The sequence below is a fragment of the Anaeromyxobacter sp. Red801 genome, from assembly GCF_049201065.2.
In the GTDB taxonomy this organism is placed as follows: Bacteria; Myxococcota; Myxococcia; order Myxococcales; family Anaeromyxobacteraceae; genus Anaeromyxobacter.
Genome location: NZ_CM181236.1, coordinates 4,818,524 through 4,834,994, shown reverse-complemented (window position 1 = coordinate 4,834,994; position 16,471 = coordinate 4,818,524). Strand labels below are relative to the sequence as shown.

Here is a 16,471-nt window from a genome sequence, read left to right as displayed (position 1 = left end):
GATGAGTGGCCGAGGCGAGGTTCGCGAGCTGATCCGGGGCATGGGTGCCGCCCCCGCGGACGCGGGCGAGTCCCGCGGGCGCGCGCCGCTCGACGCGGCGGTCGCCGCGCTCGCCGAGCTCGCCATGAACACCGAGGGGACCGGGCCGTTGCTCCAGGCCGCCTGCGCCATCGCGCGGGACGCGCTGGGCGCGGACGCGGCGGCGTTCCTGGGGCCGGACGAGGCGGCCGGCGCGCTGGTGGTGCGCGCCGCGGTGGGGCTGCCGCCCGACGCCGCGGGCGCGCGGGTGGGCGGCGCGCTGCTGCCCGGCGCGGGCGCGCGCGTCACCGGCGGCCCGGGCAGCGGGCGGCCGCTGCTGGATCTCGGCGGCCTCGAGGCCTCGGCGGAGGTGGCGCTGCCCGGGCGCGAGCACCCGCTGGGCGTCATCGGCGCCTACGTACGGCACCCGCGGATCTTCCACGCGGACGAGCTGCGGTTCCTCGAGGCGAGCGCCGGCGTGCTCGCGGCGGCCCTGGCGCGCGAGCTCGCCGAGGCCGAGGTGCTCGAGCGCGAGCGCCAGATGCGGGCGGTGTTCGACGCCGCGCTCGACGCGATGCTGTGCGTGGACGCGTCGGGGCTGATCCGCGACGCGAACGCGGCCGCGATGACCTTGCTCGGCTGCGGGCGGGCCGGCGTCGTCGGGCGGAGCCTGGCGGAGCTCGCCGCGGAGCCGCCGCGCCCGGGCACCCCGGCGCTCGCGGACGTGCTCCGGGGCGAGCGGGTGAGCGGCGCGGCCGAGGTGGTGCACGCCGGCGGGCTCCGGCGCTCGGTCGAGTTCACCGGCATCCCGGACATCCGGCCGGGCCGGCACCTCGTCGCGCTGCGCGACGTGAGCGAGCGCAAGCAGCTCCACGCGCGCCTCGCGCTCGCCGACCGGATGGTGTCGGTGGGCACGCTCGCCGCCGGCGTGGCGCACGAGCTGAACAACCCGCTCGCCTACGTGGTCGCGAACCTGTCCTACGTGGACGAGCAGCTCACGCTGCTCGCCCCGCGCCTCGCCGCGGCGCGGAGCGGATGCGGGCGCGAGCCGGACCTCGCGAACGCGCTGCTCGACGCCGTCCACGACGCGCGCGACGGCGCGGAGCGGATGCGGGTCATCGTCCGCGACCTGAAGACGTTCTCGCGGCCGGACGAGGAGCGCGCCGGCCCGGTGTCGCTCGCGCCGCTGCTCGACTCCTGCGTGAGCGTGGCCTGGAACGAGATCCGGCACCGCGCCCGGCTGGTCCGCGAGCTGGCCGACGTCCCGCCGGTCCAGGGCTGCGAGGCGCGGCTCGGCCAGGTGTTCCTCAACCTGCTCGTGAACGCCGCGCAGGCCATCCCTGAGGGCCACGCCGACGAGCACCAGATCCGGGTCTCTGCCCGCGCGCTGGCCGGCGAGCGGGTGGCGGTGGAGGTGGCCGACACCGGCTCGGGCATCGCGCCGGAGCACCTGCCCCGCATCTTCGACCCGTTCTTCACCACCAAGCCGCCGGGCGTGGGCACCGGGCTCGGGCTCTCGATCTGCCAGAGCATCGTCTCGGCGATGGGCGGCGAGATCCAGGTGGAGAGCGCGCTCGGCCACGGCACCGCCTTCCGCGTCGTCCTGCCGGCGTCGGGTCCGGACGGGGCCGGCGCGCCGGGACGGGGGGCCGCGCCGGCGGCGCGGGCGCGCGGGCGGATCCTGGTGGTGGACGACGAGCCGCTGGTGGGGACGGTCATCCAGCGGACGCTGCAGGGCGAGCACGAGGTGACGGTCGCCTCGAGCGCGCGCGCCGCGCTGGCGCGGGTGGCGGCGGGGGAGCGGTTCGACCTCATCCTCTCGGACCTGCTCATGCCGGAGATGACCGGGATGGAGCTGTACCGGTCGCTGCGCGAGCGCGCGCCGGAGCTGGCCGGCCGCGTCGTGTTCCTCACCGGCGGCGCCTTCACGCCCGCCGCCCGAACCTTCCTCGAGCAGGAGCCGGTGGAGTGCGTGGAGAAGCCGTTCGAGCTCGAGACGATCCGGGCGCTGCTGGCGCGGCGGCTCGTGACCGCGGGATCCCCGCGCAGCTAGCCGCGCCTCACCACACCACCATCAGGCCCATCGGCAGCGGCACCACCCGCGCGCCCGCGGGCGACGCGCCGCCGCCCGGCGCCGGGCGATCCTCCCGGCCGTGCAGGAGCAGCGGCACCGCCGCGCCCACCCCGCCGCCCACCGCGGCGCCGACCAGCACGTCGGTCAGCCAGTGCTTGTCGCCGGCCATGCGCAGGTAGCCGACGCCGGTGGCGAGCGTCATCCCGACGGCCCAGACCCACGGCGCGCTGGAGTAGCCGCGCAGCGTGGAGACGGTGCCGGCGGCGGAGGCGATCGAGAACGCCAGCGCCGAGTGGCCCGAGTAGAAGGACAGGTTGTCGTCGGGGTCGCCCTCGCGGCTCCCCGAGGCCCAGTTCCCGTACCGCACGAACGGGCGCTGGCGCCCCACCGCCAGCTTCACCACCTGGTTCACCGCCATCGAGAGCGAGGCGGCCTCGGCCACGTAGAGCAGGTCGCGCCAGCCCTCCCCGCCGTCGCCGGCGCCCCGCGCGGCGAGGAGCTGGTGGGCGGTGACCGCCGCCGGCATGAGCGCGAAGGCGATCACGTCCGAGCCGCGCGCGGCGAGCGTGGCGTCGGAGAGCACCAGCCGGTCGCGCGCCCAGACGTCGAGCGCGTTCGCCTTGCAGAAGCGGCACGCCGAGGGCGCCAGCTCCGGCTTCAGCACCTCGCCGAGCAGCCAGACGCCGGCGGCCGCGCCGGTCACCGCGAGGTCGGTGCGGTCGTCGCCGCGCAGCGGGTGGGGGCCGGCGGCGCGGGCCGGGGCCGCGAGGAGCGCGGCGGCCAGCAGGGCGGCGACGGCGGGCGGGGAGGCGCGGCGCATCGCCGGACAGTATCATCCGTCCGCCATGGCGCGAGCGCCCGATCCCCCGTCCGGCCGCGACGATCCGTTCCCGGAGCCGGTGCCGCTCCCCATCGACGGCACGCTCGACCTGCACGCGTTCGCGCCCGGCGAGGTGGGGACGCTCGTGCCGGAGTGGATCGGGGCCTGCCGCGAGGCGGGGCTGACGGAGCTGCGCATCGTGCACGGCAAGGGCATCGGGGCGCTGCGGCGCGCGGTGGAGGCCTTGCTGGCGCGCGACCCGCGGGTGAAGGCGTTCCGCGCCGCCGGCGAGGACGCGGGCGGCTGGGGCGCGACGCTGGTGACGCTGCACGCGCCTTGAGTCACGCGCCCCGGGCCGCGGCGGCGAGCGCCTCCTCCAGCGCCGCCGCGTCGGGGCCGCTGCCCTGCGCCAGGTCCGGCGCGCCGCCGCCCTTGCCGCCGAGCCGCGCCGCGGCCTCGCGGACCCGCGCGCCCATGTCGGGCAGGCCCGGCCCGGCGCCGCGCGGGCGCGCGAACGCGAGGGACGCGCGCCCCTCCTCCACCGCGCCGAGGAACGCCACCCGGCCGCGCGCGGCCAGCCCGGAGGCCACCGCGCGCAGGTAGCCGGCCGCGCCCGGCGCGGGCGGCGCCAGCACCGCGCGCACCGCGCCGGCGGGCTGCGCCGCCGCGAGCCGGTCCGCCTCGCCCTCGGCGAGCGCGGCGGCGAGCCGGTCGAGGTCCTTGCGGCGCTGCGCCGACTCGGCGGCGAGCCGCGCGGTCGCGGCCGGCACCTCCGCCGGCGCGCAGCGGAGCGCCGCGGCCGCGGCGGCGAGCCGCCCGCGCGCCTCGGCGAGCGCCCGCACCGCCCGCGCGCCGCACACGAACTCGACGCGGGTGCCCGCGCCCCACCTCTGCGCCCCGAGCACGGCCACGGCGCCCACCGCGCCGGTGCGGCGCGGGTGCGTGCCGCCGCAGGGCGACGCGTCCACCACCTCGCCGCGGGCGAGGTCGCCGACGACCACGATGCGCGCGCCCTTCTCCGGCGCCTTGCGCAGCGGCAGCGCGGCCAGCTCCGCGGGCTCGAAGTCGCGCGCGGTCACCGGCAGGTCGCGGAACACGAGGTCGTTGGCCCGCGCCTCGGCGGCGCGCAGCCGCTCCTCGCCCAGGCTGGCGGCCGGCGCGTCGAGGTCGATGCTGCAGGTCTCGGCGCCCAGGTGGAACGAGACGGTGTGCGCGCCGGCGGTGGCCTCGAACGCGGCCGAGAGCAGGTGCTGGCCGTGGTGCTGCTGGAGGTGGTCGCGCCGGCGGACCGCGTCCACCTCGCCCGGCACCGGGGCGCCCGCCTCCGGCGGCGCGCCCTCGAGCGCGTGCAGGAGCTCGCCGTCCACCTCCTGCACGTCCACCACCGCGGCGCCGCCCAGCCGCCCGCGGTCGGCGGGCTGGCCGCCGCCCTCCGGGTAGAACGCGGTCCGGTCGAGCACGACGGCGGGGCGCCCGGCCAGCGTGCGCACGCCCACCACGCGCGCCTCGAAGGTGAGCCGGTCCGGATCGTCGAGGTAGAGCCGCTCGGTCATGGTCGCTCCCGGTGCCCCGCCGGCGCGCCGGCCGCCGGGGCGGGCGAGCATATCCCCGCGGCCCGCCGGGCGGCGTGCCCTCCCGCGCGGCGCGCCCCATCGTGAAGGACATGAAGCTCGTCATCCACGCCCATCACCTCACCCTCCCGCCCGACCTGGGCGCGTTCCTCCGCAAGCACGTGACCCGCCCGCTCGCCCGGCTCCAGGACGACTCCGCGGCGGAGCTGTCCGTCCACCTCGGCGACGCGCGGCGCCGGAGGGGCGGCGTGGATCAGGAGTGCCGGCTCTCCTTCCGGATGCCCGGGTCGCGGACGCTGCACGTCGAGAGCGTGCAGGACGACCTGCACACCGCCCTGCTCGACGCCGCGGAGCGGCTGAAGCGCCTGGTGAAGCGCGAGCTGGAGAAGATGCGCTCGCGGAGCGGCCACCCGATGCACCGGCCCCTGGGCCGCAGCTACCGCCTGCGCGCGAGCCGCCGCGGCGTCACGCCGGACGGGGAGCCGGCGGGGTTGTAGTCCCTCGGTCCGCGTCCCTCGACTCCGCGCCGGATGAGCGGGATGTAGCGCTCACCCTGAGCGTAGGCGAGCCGGAGGCTCGCCGGAGCCGAAGGGTCGGGATGAGCGGACGGAGTCGCAGGGTCGGGATGAGCGGACGGAGTCGCAGGGTCGGGATGAGCGGACGGAGTCGAAGGGTCGGGATGAGCGGCCGGAGCCGAAGGGATCAGGCCGCCACGCGCGGCGGGCCGAGCAGCCGGCGCAGGTGCGCGAGCAAGGCCTCGCTGGTGAACGGCTTCTGGATGAGCTCCACGTCGCCGTCCACCAGCCGGTCCTGCACCAGCACGTCGTCGGTGTGGCCGGTCATGAACAGCACCTTCATCCCCGGCTGCCCCGGCGAGAGCGCCTCGGCCAGCTCGGCGCCGGTCATGCGCGGCATGACGAGGTCGGTGAGCAGCACGTCCACCCGGCCGCCGCGCGCGCGCGCCGCCTCCAGCGCCTCGGCGCCGTTCCGCCCGGAGATGACCTGGTAGCCGCTGCCGGAGAGCACGCGCCCGAGCAGGGTCCGGAGCGCGTCCTCGTCCTCGGCCAGCACCACCGTCTCGCCCAGCCCGCGCGGCGCCGCCATGGGCACGGCGACCGCCACCCGCGCCGCGGCCTCGTCGGCGGCCGGCAGGTACACGGTGAAGGACGTGCCCGCGCCCGGGCGCGACTCCACCCGGATGGCGCCGCCGGCCTGCCGCACGATGCCGTAGACCGTGGCGAGCCCGAGCCCGGTGCCGGTCTCCTTGGTGGTGAAGAACGGCTCGAAGATGCGCGCCCGCACCTCCTCGGTCATGCCCACGCCGGCGTCGCGGACGGTGAGCGTCACGTAGCGGCCGGCCGGCAGCGACAGCTCGCGCAGCGCCTGCGGGACCTCCACGTTCGCGGTGGCGATGTGGAGCGGCCCGCCGTCGGGCATGGCGTCGCGCGCGTTCACCGCCAGGTTGAGCAGCACCTGCGCGAGCTGGTCGGCGTCGGCGAGCACCGGCCACGGGTGCTCCTGCAGCGTGGTGGTGACCTCGATCCGCTCGCCGATGGCGCGGCCGAGGAGCTTGCCCAGGTCCTGCACCACCTTGTTGAGCGAGAGCACCTCGGGCCGGAGCAGCTTCTTGCGGGAGAGCGTGAGGAGCTGCCGGGTCACGCCCACGGCGCGGTGCGCCGCCTCGATGATCCCGTCGGCGCACTCGCGCAGGCGCGGGTCGGTGGCGGGGAGGTCGCGGACCAGCAGCTCGGAGTAGCCGAGCACCACCGCGAGCACGTTGGAGAAGTCGTGGGCGACGCCGCCGGCGAGCCGGCCCACCGCCTCCATCTTCTGCGCCTGGCGCAGGTTCTGCTCGAGCTCGCGGCGCTCCGCCTCGGCCCGCTCGCGCTCCGACATGTCGCGCACCGACACCACGCGCAGCCCGCGGTCGTGCAGGCGCAGGGCGTCCACCGTCACCTCCACCGGGAACGCGGTCCCGTCGGCGCGCCGGTGCCGCCCCGGGGCGGCGTGGATGCCCGCGGCCGGGCCGCCCTCGCCCCCGCCCTCCTCGAGCAGGTCCGAGAAGCGCAGGTCCCGGAGCGCGTCGCGCTCGCGGCCGTAGAGCCGCTCGGCGGCCGGGTTCGCGTCCTCCAGCCGGCCCGACTCCGCGTCCACCAGCAGGATGGCGTCGGAGGAGGTCTCGAACACGCCGCGGTGCAAGGCCTCGCTCTCCACCAGGCGCGCCACCAGCTCGCGCTGCGAGCGCTTCATCCGCACCTTCTCGACCGCGTTCTCGACCTTGAGGTTGAGCGCGTCGTAGTCGGAGACGGGCTTGGTCACGTAGTCGAACGCGCCGATCTGCACCGCCTGGATGGCGGAGTCGAGGGAGGCGTAGCCGGTGACCAGGATCACCTCGACGTCGGGCTTGGCCGCCTTGAGCTGCCGGGCCACGTCCAGGCCGGAGCCGTCGCCCAGGTTCTTGTCCACCAGCGCCACGTCGATGTCGCCGGGCTCCGCCGCGCGCGCCAGCGCCTCGCGCGCCGAGCCGGCGAGGAGCAGGGTGCGCCCCTCGCCCTCCAGGAACCGCCGGAACACGTCGAGGATCACGGGCTCGTCGTCGACGATGAGGATCGTCGCCATGTTGCCTCCGGGAGATCGAAGCGGACCCCGGCCGAGAGGCCCGCCGCCGCGAGCGCGCCGAGCGGCGAGCGCCCGGCGGCCAGCAGCGACGCCTCCAAGAATGGGGTCGCGAAGCGGAACGGCCAGCCCACGCCCAGGGTGGCGCGGAGCGCAGGGGCGGTGCCCGAGTCGGCGGGGGCACCATCGGGATCGACGCGGCCGAAGAGCGCGCCCGCCGCCAGGCTCCCCCACAGCTCCGGCCCGCGGCGCAGCTCGCGCCGCACGGTGGCGCCGCCGAGGAGCGTCAGCCCCCGCGCCGGCGCGTCCGTCCGCACCAGCAGCGGGTCGCCCCGGCCGCCGGGGACGGCGAGGTCGCGGTGCTCGCCGTAGCCGAGCGCGCCGGCCTCCAGGCGCCAGGCGAGGACGTACGTGGGGGGCAACAGGCCCCGGACCGGCAGCTCCGTCGCGAGCCCCGCGCTCATGGCGGTGAAGCGCCCGCGCAGGTCCCAAAGGACGCCCGCGGTGGGGAGGAGCGCCGGCCCGTGGGGCGGGACCAGCAGGAGCTCCGCGGTGGCCCGCGCCTGGCCCACCTGGGCCAGCACGGTCTCGCCGGTCCGCGCCGGGACGGACGGCGCGCGGTAGCGCACGCGCCAGCTCCCGTCGCCGTCCGGCTCCACGCCCAGGATCGACCCGCGCCGCGCCGAGACGGCCGGCGCCGCGCGCACCGGGTTGTCGAAGCGATCGAGCACCGTGACCCGGAGCGCCGCGTCGTGGCTGCCGTCGGCGAGCAGCACCGCGTCCTGGGGCGAGAAGCGCGCCTGGGCGGGCGGGCCGGGCTGCAGCGGCAGCGCGCGCGACCCGGAGATCCCGGCCGCCGGGGCGCGCGCGGTGATGACCACCTCGCCGCGTCCGCCGAAGCCGGGCCGGACCCGCAGCCGCGCCGCGACCGCGCCCACGCCGGCCGGCGCCGGCGCGGAGAGCGTGCCGCCCTCGGCCGCCAGCTCCACCGGCGCGTCCACCGCGTTGCCGGCGGCGTCGAGCACGCGGGCGGTGACGCCCACCTCCTCGACCGAGCCCGCCACCACCGCCTCGCGGTCGAACGCCACCGCCACCGTGGCGGGCGGCCCGGCGATGGCGTCGAGCCGGATCACCGCGCGCGAGGCGGGCGAGCCGGGCAGGCGCACCACCAGGCGGTCCTCGCCCACCGCGCCCGGCGGCAGCGTCCAGATCGCCTCGAACGCGCCGGGCTCGCGCGCCACCGCGCTCACGCTGCCGCGCGAGGCCTCGAACGCCGGCACGTCGCCGCGGCGCGCCGCCCCGTGGGGCGCGACCACGTACGCGAGCACGCGCACGTGCTCGGGCTGGTCGGCGTGCACCGCGGCGTGGTCCGCCACCGCGTGCACGAGCGAGGTCTCCGGGACGTGCAGGTCCACCGGGCGGAAGCCGTGGTGCGCCTCGCGCACGCCGGGCGGGACCACCACCGGGATGACCGCCAGGCCGTCCGGCCCGGCGCGCCGGGGCCCGAAGGTCCGGTCGCCGATGCGCAGCACGATCTCCTCGCCGGGCTGCGAGCGCACCCGCGCGTCGCCCTGGCCGGAGAGCGGCAGCGCCACCCACCCGTCCACCGGCCCGCGCGCGGTCCGGCCGGTGGCGGCGACGATCGCGACCTGCGGGTAGCGCTCGGCGGGCGGGCGGTAGCGCGCGGCGAAGCCGCCGCCGGCGAGGCGCCGCAGCCCCTCGACGCGGCCGGCGTTGGTGGAGATGGAGAGCTCCTCCACCTCGGCGGGCGCGTGGATGCGCAGCTCGGCGGCGCCGTCGCGCCCGAGCAGCAGGCGCGGCGGCTCGGCGACGATGCGCAGCGCGCCGCCCGAGCCGGGCGGCGGCTCGTCGAGCGCGGCGCCGCCGGCCGGCGCGAGCGCCGCCAGCACGGCCAGCACCGCGAGGGCGCGCATCGGGCTAGGGCGGCGTCGGCGATGCATTCCAGTCCATCTCGAGGGACTCGATGGTGCCGGCCCCGGCCTTGGCGGGCGGGCAGCGGCCGGCGGGCGCGGGGCCGGCGCCGGGCTGGCACTCGGGCGCAGGGGCCGGCTCGGGCCGCTCCTGGGCGCGGCGCGCGGCGGCGCGGGCGAGGACGCCGGGCGCCACCTCGGCGGACGGGCGCGCCCTGGCCCGGAACGCCTCGGCGGTGGCGGCCGCGGGCGCCGCCTTCGGCGCGGCGGCCCCGGGTGCCGCGGGCGCGGAGGCAGGGACCGCGGCGGCGGACGGTGCGGAGACCGCGGCGGGAGGAGCGGCCGGCCCGGGCGCGGCGGCGGGCGCAGGGGCAGCGGCGCGGGCGGCCGGGGCCGGGGCCGGGAGCGGCGGACGGCGCGCGGCGGCGGCCGGCGCGGACGCGGTCGGCGTGGCGGGCGCGGAGACGGTGAGGACGGCCGGGGTCACCGCCGGCGCGGCGACCTCGGCCGCCGGCGGCGGCGCCGGCGGGTGCCGGCGCGCGGACAGGAACGCGCCCGCGATGGCGGCGGCCACCCCGGCGGCGAGCGCCACCCAGGCGGCGAGGCGCGCGGCGCGGATCACGGCCTCGCCTCCGCCGGCGCGGCCGGGATGGAGATGCAGAACTCGGTCACCGCCCAGGCGAGCCGGGCCGGATCGTCGGCGTCCACCAGCGTCACCTCGCCGCCGAAGCGGCTCATCAGCCGGCGCGAGATGTGGAGCCCGAGGCCGGTGCCGTGCCCGGGCGGCTTGGTGGTGAAGCGCGGCTCGAAGACGTGCGCGCGGATCTCGGCCGGGATGCCCGTGCCCGCGTCGGACACGCGCACCTCGATCCCGTCGCCGGCCGCCTCGAGCACCCGCACCTCCACCCGCCCCGCGGCGACACCATCCACCGCATCGAGCGCGTTGGCGATGAGGTTCGTCGCCGCGTGCACCAGCGCGCCCGGCGCCCCGAAGCCGTCGGGCAGGTGCGCCGCGGGGGTGAACGCGAACCGGGGCCCGAGCGGGCGGACGCGGAGCGCGAGCAGGTCCACCGCGCGCGCCACCACCGGCGTCACCGCGAAGCGCACCGGCTCGCCGTCCCCGGCGCGGAACAGCTCGTCGTAGCCGTTCACGACCTCGCCCATGCGCGCCAGCTGGCTGCGCAGGATCCGCCACGCCTCCTGCTGCGCCAGCCCCGGGCCGGCGGCGCGCTCGAGCAGCGTGGCGGCCGCGTCGGCGCCCATGAGCGGCTGCCGCAGCTCGTGGAGCAGCGCGGGCGCGAGCAGCTCGGCGTCGAGCAGCGCCAGTCCGGGCGGGTCTTCGTGCTTCCTCTTCATGCGCGCTCCGTCAGGCGAGGTGCGCGGCCGTGGCCGCCGGGAGCAGCACCGTGATGGCCGCCCCCGCCCCCTCCTCGCTCTCCACCACGATCCGCCCGTGGTGGGCCTCCACGATGCTGTGCGACACCGACAGCCCGAGGCCGACGCGGCCCGGGTGCTCCTTGGTGGTGAAGAACGGGTCGAAGATCCGCTCGCGGATGGTGACCGGGATGCCCTTGCCGGTGTCGGCGATCCGGAGCCGCAGCGCCTCGCCGTCCACCCTGCCGAGCGAGACCTCCAGCGAGCCGCCGCGCGGCATGGCGTTGATGGCGTTCTCCACCAGGTGCGCCACCACCTGCTGGATCTGCACCGGGTCGCCCTGCGCGTCGGGGAGCCGCTCGTCGAAGCGGGTGGTGAGCTCGATGCCGGCGGCGCGCAGGCGGTCCTCGTAGAGCGCGAGCGCGGCGCGGACCGGGCCCACCAGCGAGAAGCGCCGGCCCTGCATCGACCGCTCCTGGTCGGCGAAGCTGCGCAGGTCCTCCACCACCCGCGCCACGCGCGCGGTCTGCTCCTGGGCGCGCCCGATCATCTCGGCGTGGGCGCTGCCCGCCGGCAGCTCGCGCTTCAGGATGGCGAGGTAGCCCACGATGGCGGTCATGGGGTTGTTGAGCTCGTGCGCCAGGCCGGCGCCGAGCGAGCCGAGCGCGGCCAGGCGGCGGGTGCGGAGGATCTGGTCCTGCGCGGTCTTCAGCTCGGCGGTGCGCTCCTCGACGCGCGACTGCAGCTCGCGGTTCCAGCCGCGGATCTCCTCGTCGCGCCGGCGCAGCTCCCCGGTCATGCGGGCGAAGGCGCGGCCGAGCTCGGCGATCTCGTCGCGGCCCTTCTCCGACACCGGGGCCGAGTAGTCGCCGGCCGCGATGGCCGCGGCGGCGCGCGAGAGCCGCTGCACCGGCCGCGTCACCATCCGCGCCAGGAACGCGCCGACGAGCAGCGCCAGCACGAGCGCCACCCCGGACCAGCCCACCGTGTAGAAGCGCAGCCGCTCCGCCGCGCTGAACGCGACCGCCATCGGCTGCGCCACCACCGCGCCCCAGCCCAGCGAGCCGAGCGGCGCGAACGCGGACAGCCAGCGCTCGCCGTCCTGCCGCCGGACCAGCCGCGACCAGGCCAGGCCCTTGCCGAAACCCACCTCGGACAGCCGGCGCTCCTCGGCGGTGAGCGGCCCGGCCTGCACCCCGGCGATGAGCTCGCCCTTCCCGTCCACCAGGTAGGCGAGCCCGCCGGCGGCGGACAGCTCCGAGATGCGGTGCTCCACGTCGCGGAGCAGGATCTCCGCCGCGAGCGTCCGGTCCTTGCCGATCCGCAGCGCCACCGCGATGCGGGCCGGGCCGCGCTCGCCGCGGTACGGGGCCGAGATCGTGGTCGCGCCGGCCTTGGCGGGCGCGCGCGGGATCTGCCGGGCGAAGCGGTCGAGGTCGCGGTCGTCCACCGGCTCGCGGCCGGCCAGCGCCGGGTCGCGCTCCGGCCGCCGCTCGAACACCGGCCCGGCCACCGGCGTGTTCGCGTCGTCCACCAGCACCAGGATCGAGACGAACGGGAGCTGGCGGTACGGGATGTCGAGCACCGCGGACAGCTCGCCGCGCGAGAACTCGTCGAACGGCATGGCCGAGACCGCGAGGCGCAGGCTCTCCACCGAGTTCCCGACGAACCGCTCGGTGAACAGCGCCAGGTCCTCGGCGGCCTGGACCTGCATCCGGCCGACGGTGCGCTGCAGCTCGTCGCGGCTCACCGTGTACGAGACGAGCCCGAGCAGCGCGACCGGGAGGACCCCGACCGCCAGGAGCACGAGCCCGATCTTCGCGCCGAACCGCATGCGGTGCCCGGGTCCTTCCCGAGAGTGCCGTCGAGTTCCGCCGCGGGGACGCCGGTTGCCCGGCCGTCCCTCACAGGAGGGGGAATATGGCCGCCACCTGGGAAGGTGGACAAGCCTCGCAGGTGGCGGAATGTCCCACAAACCTGGGACGGAGCGAAGGAAAGTCGGGCGGCGGCGGGCGCGCGACCCCCAGATGGACGCGCTCTCCCAGTGGAATCCCGCGCTTTCAGAGTCGTTTGACTGCCCCGCGGGAATCGGTATGGTGCGCGCGCTTGCCCTCCCAGGGAGACCCTCGATGACGATGCTCGAGAAGCTGATGCCGAAGTCGGACGACTTCTTCTCCGACTTCGAGGCGCAGGCGGCGACCGTGGTGGAGGGGGCGAAGCTCCTGAAGCAGCTGCTCGAGGACTTCACCGACGTCCCGAGAAAGTGCCAGGCGATCAAGGACGTCGAGCACAAGGCCGACGACATCACCCACCGCGCCTTCGCCCGGCTGCATACCCAGTTCATCACCCCGTTCGACCGGGCCGAGATCCACCGGCTGCTCTCCCGCATCGACGACGTGCTCGACCTCGCCGACGCGGCCGCGGAGCGCCTCGGCCTCTACGACATCGACCAGGTGCTCCCCGAGGCGCGCGACCTCGCCGCCGTGCTGGTGGCCCAGGCGCTGAAGATGGAGGAGGCGGTGAAGGGGCTCCGGAACATGAAGAAGGACCCGGACACCATCCTCGAGGCCTGCAAGGAGATGAACGTCCTGGAGAACCAGGCCGATCACCTCACCCGGACCACCATGGCGAAGCTGTTCAAGCGCGGGAACGACCCGCTCACGGTCATCAAGTGGAAGGAGATCATCGATCTCATCGAGACCGCGACCGACCGGGCCGAGGACGTGGCGAACGTGATCGAGGGCGTGGTGCTGGAGCACGCCTAGACGATCCCACCCCTCCCCGCCGCGCCCCGGTCCGCCGCCATGCTCATCCTCGTCGTCCTCCTCGTCCTGGTCGCGCTCGCCTTCGACTTCATCAACGGGTTCCACGACGCCGCGAACTCCATCGCGACCGTGGTCTCGACCCGGGTGCTCTCGCCGCTCGTGGCGGTGGCCTGGGCGGCGTTCTTCAACTTCATCTCCGCCATGCCGGTGCTGTGGGGCGCGGAGCTGAAGGTGGCCGCGACCATGGGCAAGGGCATCGTCCACTTCGAGCAGCTCAAGGCGGGCGGCATCTCGCTCGTTCTGATGGTGGTGTTCGCCGCGCTCATGGGCGCGATCGTCTGGAACCTGCTGACCTGGTGGTGGGGGCTGCCGTCGTCCTCGTCGCACGCGCTCGCCGGCGGCATGATCGGCGCGAGCCTGCCGCCGCTCGGGTTCGCCGGCCTCATCCCCTCCGGCATCCTCAAGATCGCCGCGTTCATCGTGCTCTCGCCGCTCATCGGCATGGTGCTCGGCTCGCTGATGATGGTGGCGACCGCGTGGGTGGTGCGGAAGAACACGCCGGCGCGCGTGGACCGCTGGTTCCGCCGCCTCCAGCTCGTCTCGGCCGCGATCTTCAGCTACAGCCACGGCACGAACGACGCGCAGAAGGTGATGGGCATCATCTCCGTCATCCTCTACGGCACGATCTGGGCGGACCGCGCCGCCATGACGCCGGGCCACTTCCCGGTGCCGTTCTGGGTGGTGCTCTCGTGCCACGCCGCCATCGGCCTCGGCACCATGTTCGGCGGCTGGCGCATCGTCCGCACCATGGGCCACAACCTCACCAAGCTGCAGCCCATCGGCGGCTTCTGCGCCGAGACCGGTGGCGGCGTGACCATCCTCGCGCTCGCCCACCTCGGCATCCCGGTCTCGACGACGCACACCATCACCGGCGCCATCGTGGGCGTGGGCTCGACCAAGGGCACGCGCGCGGTGCGCTGGGGCGTGGCCGGCCGGATCATCTGGGCCTGGGTGTTCACCATCCCGGCCGCGGCGCTCGTCGCCGGCGTCATCTTCCTCGTGACGCGGGCGATCGTCGGCGTGCTCGGCGTCGGCTGACGATCAGTCGCCGCGCCGCCGCGAGGCCAGCATCCCGCAGGCGGCGTGCTCGTCCTGGCCGCCGGAGTAGCGGCGGACGATGGGCGTGCCGGGCAGCTCGCGGGCGAGCGCGTCGCGGAACGCGTTCCACTCGTCCTCGTCGGGCGGGCGGTAGCGGCCGGAGGCGTCGTTCACGGCGATGGGGTTGAGGCGCACCGGGATCCCGGCGAGCAGCCGGCCCAGCGCCGCCGCGTCCTCCTCGCCCACGTTCACGCCCGAGATCATCACGTACTCGAGCGTCACCCGGCCGCGCAGCGCGGCGTGCTCGCGGATCGCCTCGACCAGCTCGTCGAGCGGGAAGCCCTGCTCCACCGGCATGAGCGCGCGCCGCTTCCAGGGCATGGCGGCGTTGAGCGAGATGCACAGGCGGAACTTGTGCCCCTCGGCGGTGTAGCGGCGGATCATCGGGACCACGCCGGCGGTGGAGATGGAGATGCGCCTGGCGTCGATGCGCGCGCCGGCCGGATCGCAGAGCGCGTAGGCGGCGGCGAGCACCTCGTCGTAGTTCAGGAACGGCTCGCCCTGCCCCATGAACACCACGCCGGTGATGGGCCGCTGCGAGTCGGCCCGCACCGCGAGGAGCTGCGCCACCATCTCCCAGGAGCGGAGCGAGCGATCGAGGCCGAGCTTCGCGGTGGCGCAGAACGCGCAGCCGAGCGCGCAGCCCGCCTGCGAGGACAGGCACACCACGTGGTGCGTGTCGTAGAGCGGGATGCGGACCGTCTCGACCCGCAGGCCGTCCGGCAGCTCGAACAGGTACTTGCGGAAGCCGTCGCGCGCGTCCACCGCCTCGAGCAGGCGCAGCTCGCCCGGCGTGGCGAGCGCGTCCACCTCGTCGAGCACCGAGCGGCGGACGTTCCGCGCGTCGCGCAGCGGGGCGCCGCGCCCGATCACCGCGCCGGTGATCCGGCGCGCGTCCTCGAGGGAGATGCCGGCCCGGCGCGCCAGCGTGCGGCTGTCCTGGCCGGCGAGGTGGAGCACGGCGGCCAGATAGCATAAGTTCGCGCCGATGAGAGCACTCGCCGCCGCCGCACTCCTGTTCCTCGCGGGGTGCGTCACGTACAGCCAGCCGCCGGAGAACGCTCCGCCCCCTGCGCCGGAGGGCGAGGCGCCGCCCGAGGCCTCGCCACCTCCGCCGCCGGCGCCGGCGCCGCCCGCGCCGTCGCAGCCGGGGCCCGCGCCGCGATCGCAGCAGCCGCCGGCAGGACCGCCGCCGCCGGGAGCCCCGCCGCAGGCGGCGCCCCCGCCCGCGCCGCGCCCCGGCTACCTGGGCCGCGACCAGGCCATCGAGACGGCGTTCCGCGTGGCGCGCGAGCGCAGGCTCCAGGTGGACACGGTGAAGCACGCGTACCTCGACGAGCCCGCCGCGCGCTGGCACGTGGACGTCGCGGGCCCGCGCGACTTCGCGCGGGTGGTGCTGGACGCGCGCGACGGGCGGCTGCTCAAGGGCCGCTTCCGCGCGGGCGGCGCGGACGCGGGGCCGGAGCGGGCGCCCTAGCGCCGCGGGCCCCGGCCGGCGCCGGCCGGCTCACCCACGCGCTGCCGCGCAGCGCGAAGCGCCAGGGCCGCGCGGCCCACGGCCCGGCGTAGCCCACGTTCACGCGCGGCCCGGTCACCACCGCCTCCGGCGGCGCCGGCGCGTCCTCGAGGAAGAGATCGTCGCCGCACAGGTCGCGGCCGTTGTCGTGCTCGCGCCGGATGGCGAGCGCGCGGCACAGGTTCCCGGGCCCGCGGGTGGAGTGCAGGCATCCCTCGATCGGCTCGGCCGCGCGGATCAGCACCGCCGACGGGAAGCCCTCCGGCCCGGTCACCACGTTCATGCAGTGGGACGTTCCGTAGATCAGGTACACGTACGCGCGGCCGGGCGGGCCGAACATGATGGCGGCGCGCGGCGTCGGGCCGGCGCGGGCGTGCGAGGCCCGGTCCTCGGGCCCGTGGTACGCCTCGGTCTCGACGATGCGCGCGGCGCGACGCACCCCGCCGTCGAGGTGCACGAGCACCTTCCCCAGCAGCGCCCTCGCCACGGTGCGCGTGTCGCGCGCGTAGAACGCCTGCGGCAGCTTCATGCGGAGCGCGGACGCTACCTCGCGGGAGCGTCCCGCGCCAGGTAGCCGGACCCCACAGGGAGGGGGGGCGCCCGCTGCGCCCGCCCCACCGAGTGTGCC

General features: G+C 76.7%; 15 protein-coding genes. 6 read left to right on the top strand and 9 right to left on the bottom strand.

Annotated features, from left to right (window positions below; all coding sequences use genetic code 11):
• Positions 1 to 40 precede the first annotated feature (40 nt).
• Complete coding sequence (locus ACOQFB_RS22240) at positions 41 to 2,071, top strand: hybrid sensor histidine kinase/response regulator (protein ID WP_421609553.1); 2,031 nt, start codon at positions 41 to 43, stop codon at positions 2,069 to 2,071.
• Between the two features lie 7 nt (positions 2,072 to 2,078).
• On the opposite strand, the gene ACOQFB_RS22235 is transcribed toward ACOQFB_RS22240, so the two are convergent.
• Entirely contained in the window at positions 2,079 to 2,912 is an 834-nt protein-coding gene (locus ACOQFB_RS22235; RefSeq protein WP_421609552.1) for a phosphatase PAP2 family protein, read from the bottom strand.
• Positions 2,913 to 2,937: 25 nt separating this feature from the next.
• Between ACOQFB_RS22235 and ACOQFB_RS22230 the strand changes: the two genes are divergently transcribed.
• A complete protein-coding gene (locus ACOQFB_RS22230; protein WP_421609551.1) occupies positions 2,938 to 3,252 on the top strand; it encodes a Smr/MutS family protein in 315 nt (104 codons plus the stop codon).
• A gap of 1 nt (position 3,253) precedes the next feature.
• On the opposite strand, the gene ACOQFB_RS22225 is transcribed toward ACOQFB_RS22230, so the two are convergent.
• Positions 3,254 to 4,465 (bottom strand): alanyl-tRNA editing protein, encoded by a 1,212-nt coding sequence (locus ACOQFB_RS22225; RefSeq protein ID WP_421609550.1) that lies wholly within the window; start codon positions 4,463 to 4,465, stop codon positions 3,254 to 3,256.
• A gap of 110 nt (positions 4,466 to 4,575) precedes the next feature.
• Here ACOQFB_RS22225 and ACOQFB_RS22220 point away from each other — a divergent pair, with 110 nt between their 5' ends.
• Positions 4,576 to 4,980, top strand: a complete 405-nt coding sequence (locus ACOQFB_RS22220) for an HPF/RaiA family ribosome-associated protein (RefSeq protein WP_421609549.1) — start codon at positions 4,576 to 4,578, stop codon at positions 4,978 to 4,980.
• A 205-nt stretch (positions 4,981 to 5,185) separates the two neighbouring features.
• On the opposite strand, the gene ACOQFB_RS22215 is transcribed toward ACOQFB_RS22220, so the two are convergent.
• From ACOQFB_RS22215 to ACOQFB_RS22195, 5 genes are read right to left on the bottom strand one after another with little or no spacing between them, the layout of a single operon-like run.
• The gene (locus ACOQFB_RS22215) at positions 5,186 to 7,102 is read right to left on the bottom strand and encodes a hybrid sensor histidine kinase/response regulator (protein WP_082100347.1); all 1,917 of its coding nucleotides are present in this window, start codon (positions 7,100 to 7,102) and stop codon (positions 5,186 to 5,188) included.
• Positions 7,066 to 9,033, bottom strand: coding sequence for a hypothetical protein (locus ACOQFB_RS22210; RefSeq protein WP_421609548.1), 1,968 nt, complete (start codon positions 9,031 to 9,033; stop codon positions 7,066 to 7,068). Before ACOQFB_RS22210 ends, ACOQFB_RS22215 begins: the two co-directional genes overlap by 37 nt.
• 4 nt (positions 9,034 to 9,037) lie before the next feature.
• A complete protein-coding gene (locus tag ACOQFB_RS22205; protein ID WP_421609547.1) occupies positions 9,038 to 9,652 on the bottom strand; it encodes a hypothetical protein in 615 nt (204 codons plus the stop codon).
• Entirely contained in the window at positions 9,649 to 10,386 is a 738-nt protein-coding gene (locus tag ACOQFB_RS22200; protein WP_421609546.1) for a sensor histidine kinase, read from the bottom strand. The genes ACOQFB_RS22205 and ACOQFB_RS22200 overlap by 4 nt, the downstream gene beginning before the upstream one ends.
• Before the next feature lie 10 nt (positions 10,387 to 10,396).
• Positions 10,397 to 12,238 carry an ATP-binding protein gene (locus ACOQFB_RS22195; protein ID WP_494492372.1) on the bottom strand — a complete coding sequence of 614 codons (1,842 nt, stop codon included), beginning with the start codon at positions 12,236 to 12,238 and terminating at the stop codon, positions 10,397 to 10,399.
• Between the two features lie 295 nt (positions 12,239 to 12,533).
• Between ACOQFB_RS22195 and ACOQFB_RS22190 the strand changes: the two genes are divergently transcribed.
• Together ACOQFB_RS22190 and ACOQFB_RS22185 are read left to right on the top strand one after the other, a co-directional pair.
• Entirely contained in the window at positions 12,534 to 13,169 is a 636-nt protein-coding gene (locus tag ACOQFB_RS22190; RefSeq protein ID WP_421609545.1) for a DUF47 domain-containing protein, read from the top strand.
• Between the two features lie 39 nt (positions 13,170 to 13,208).
• A complete protein-coding gene (locus tag ACOQFB_RS22185) occupies positions 13,209 to 14,267 on the top strand; it encodes an inorganic phosphate transporter (RefSeq protein ID WP_421609544.1) in 1,059 nt (352 codons plus the stop codon).
• Between the two features lie 3 nt (positions 14,268 to 14,270).
• Here the strand turns inward: ACOQFB_RS22185 and ACOQFB_RS22180 are convergent, their stop codons facing one another.
• Positions 14,271 to 15,287 (bottom strand): radical SAM protein, encoded by a 1,017-nt coding sequence (locus ACOQFB_RS22180; RefSeq protein ID WP_421609543.1) that lies wholly within the window; start codon positions 15,285 to 15,287, stop codon positions 14,271 to 14,273.
• Positions 15,288 to 15,315: 28 nt separating this feature from the next.
• Between ACOQFB_RS22180 and ACOQFB_RS22175 the strand changes: the two genes are divergently transcribed.
• Positions 15,316 to 15,804, top strand: coding sequence for a hypothetical protein (locus ACOQFB_RS22175; protein ID WP_421609542.1), 489 nt, complete (start codon positions 15,316 to 15,318; stop codon positions 15,802 to 15,804).
• Here ACOQFB_RS22175 and ACOQFB_RS22170 read toward each other — a convergent pair.
• The gene (locus tag ACOQFB_RS22170; protein WP_059437315.1) at positions 15,749 to 16,372 is read right to left on the bottom strand and encodes a DNA-3-methyladenine glycosylase; all 624 of its coding nucleotides are present in this window, start codon (positions 16,370 to 16,372) and stop codon (positions 15,749 to 15,751) included. The genes ACOQFB_RS22175 and ACOQFB_RS22170 overlap by 56 nt on opposite strands.
• Positions 16,373 to 16,471 lie beyond the last annotated feature (99 nt).

Coding starts and splice junctions, on each gene's coding strand:
- ACOQFB_RS22235 (WP_421609552.1), bottom strand. CDS start 2,912: ATGCGCCGCGCCTCCCCGCCCGCCGTCGCCGCCCTGCTGGCCGCCGCG.
- ACOQFB_RS22215 (WP_082100347.1), bottom strand. CDS start 7,102: ATGGCGACGATCCTCATCGTCGACGACGAGCCCGTGATCCTCGACGTG.
- ACOQFB_RS22210 (WP_421609548.1), bottom strand. CDS start 9,033: ATGCGCGCCCTCGCGGTGCTGGCCGTGCTGGCGGCGCTCGCGCCGGCC.
- ACOQFB_RS22195 (WP_494492372.1), bottom strand. CDS start 12,238: ATGCGGTTCGGCGCGAAGATCGGGCTCGTGCTCCTGGCGGTCGGGGTC.
- ACOQFB_RS22225 (WP_421609550.1), bottom strand. CDS start 4,465: ATGACCGAGCGGCTCTACCTCGACGATCCGGACCGGCTCACCTTCGAG.
- ACOQFB_RS22175 (WP_421609542.1), top strand. CDS start 15,316: ATGAGAGCACTCGCCGCCGCCGCACTCCTGTTCCTCGCGGGGTGCGTC.
- ACOQFB_RS22185 (WP_421609544.1), top strand. CDS start 13,209: ATGCTCATCCTCGTCGTCCTCCTCGTCCTGGTCGCGCTCGCCTTCGAC.
- ACOQFB_RS22220 (WP_421609549.1), top strand. CDS start 4,576: ATGAAGCTCGTCATCCACGCCCATCACCTCACCCTCCCGCCCGACCTG.
- ACOQFB_RS22230 (WP_421609551.1), top strand. CDS start 2,938: ATGGCGCGAGCGCCCGATCCCCCGTCCGGCCGCGACGATCCGTTCCCG.
- ACOQFB_RS22190 (WP_421609545.1), top strand. CDS start 12,534: ATGACGATGCTCGAGAAGCTGATGCCGAAGTCGGACGACTTCTTCTCC.
- ACOQFB_RS22240 (WP_421609553.1), top strand. CDS start 41: ATGGGTGCCGCCCCCGCGGACGCGGGCGAGTCCCGCGGGCGCGCGCCG.
- ACOQFB_RS22170 (WP_059437315.1), bottom strand. CDS start 16,372: ATGAAGCTGCCGCAGGCGTTCTACGCGCGCGACACGCGCACCGTGGCG.
- ACOQFB_RS22200 (WP_421609546.1), bottom strand. CDS start 10,386: ATGAAGAGGAAGCACGAAGACCCGCCCGGACTGGCGCTGCTCGACGCC.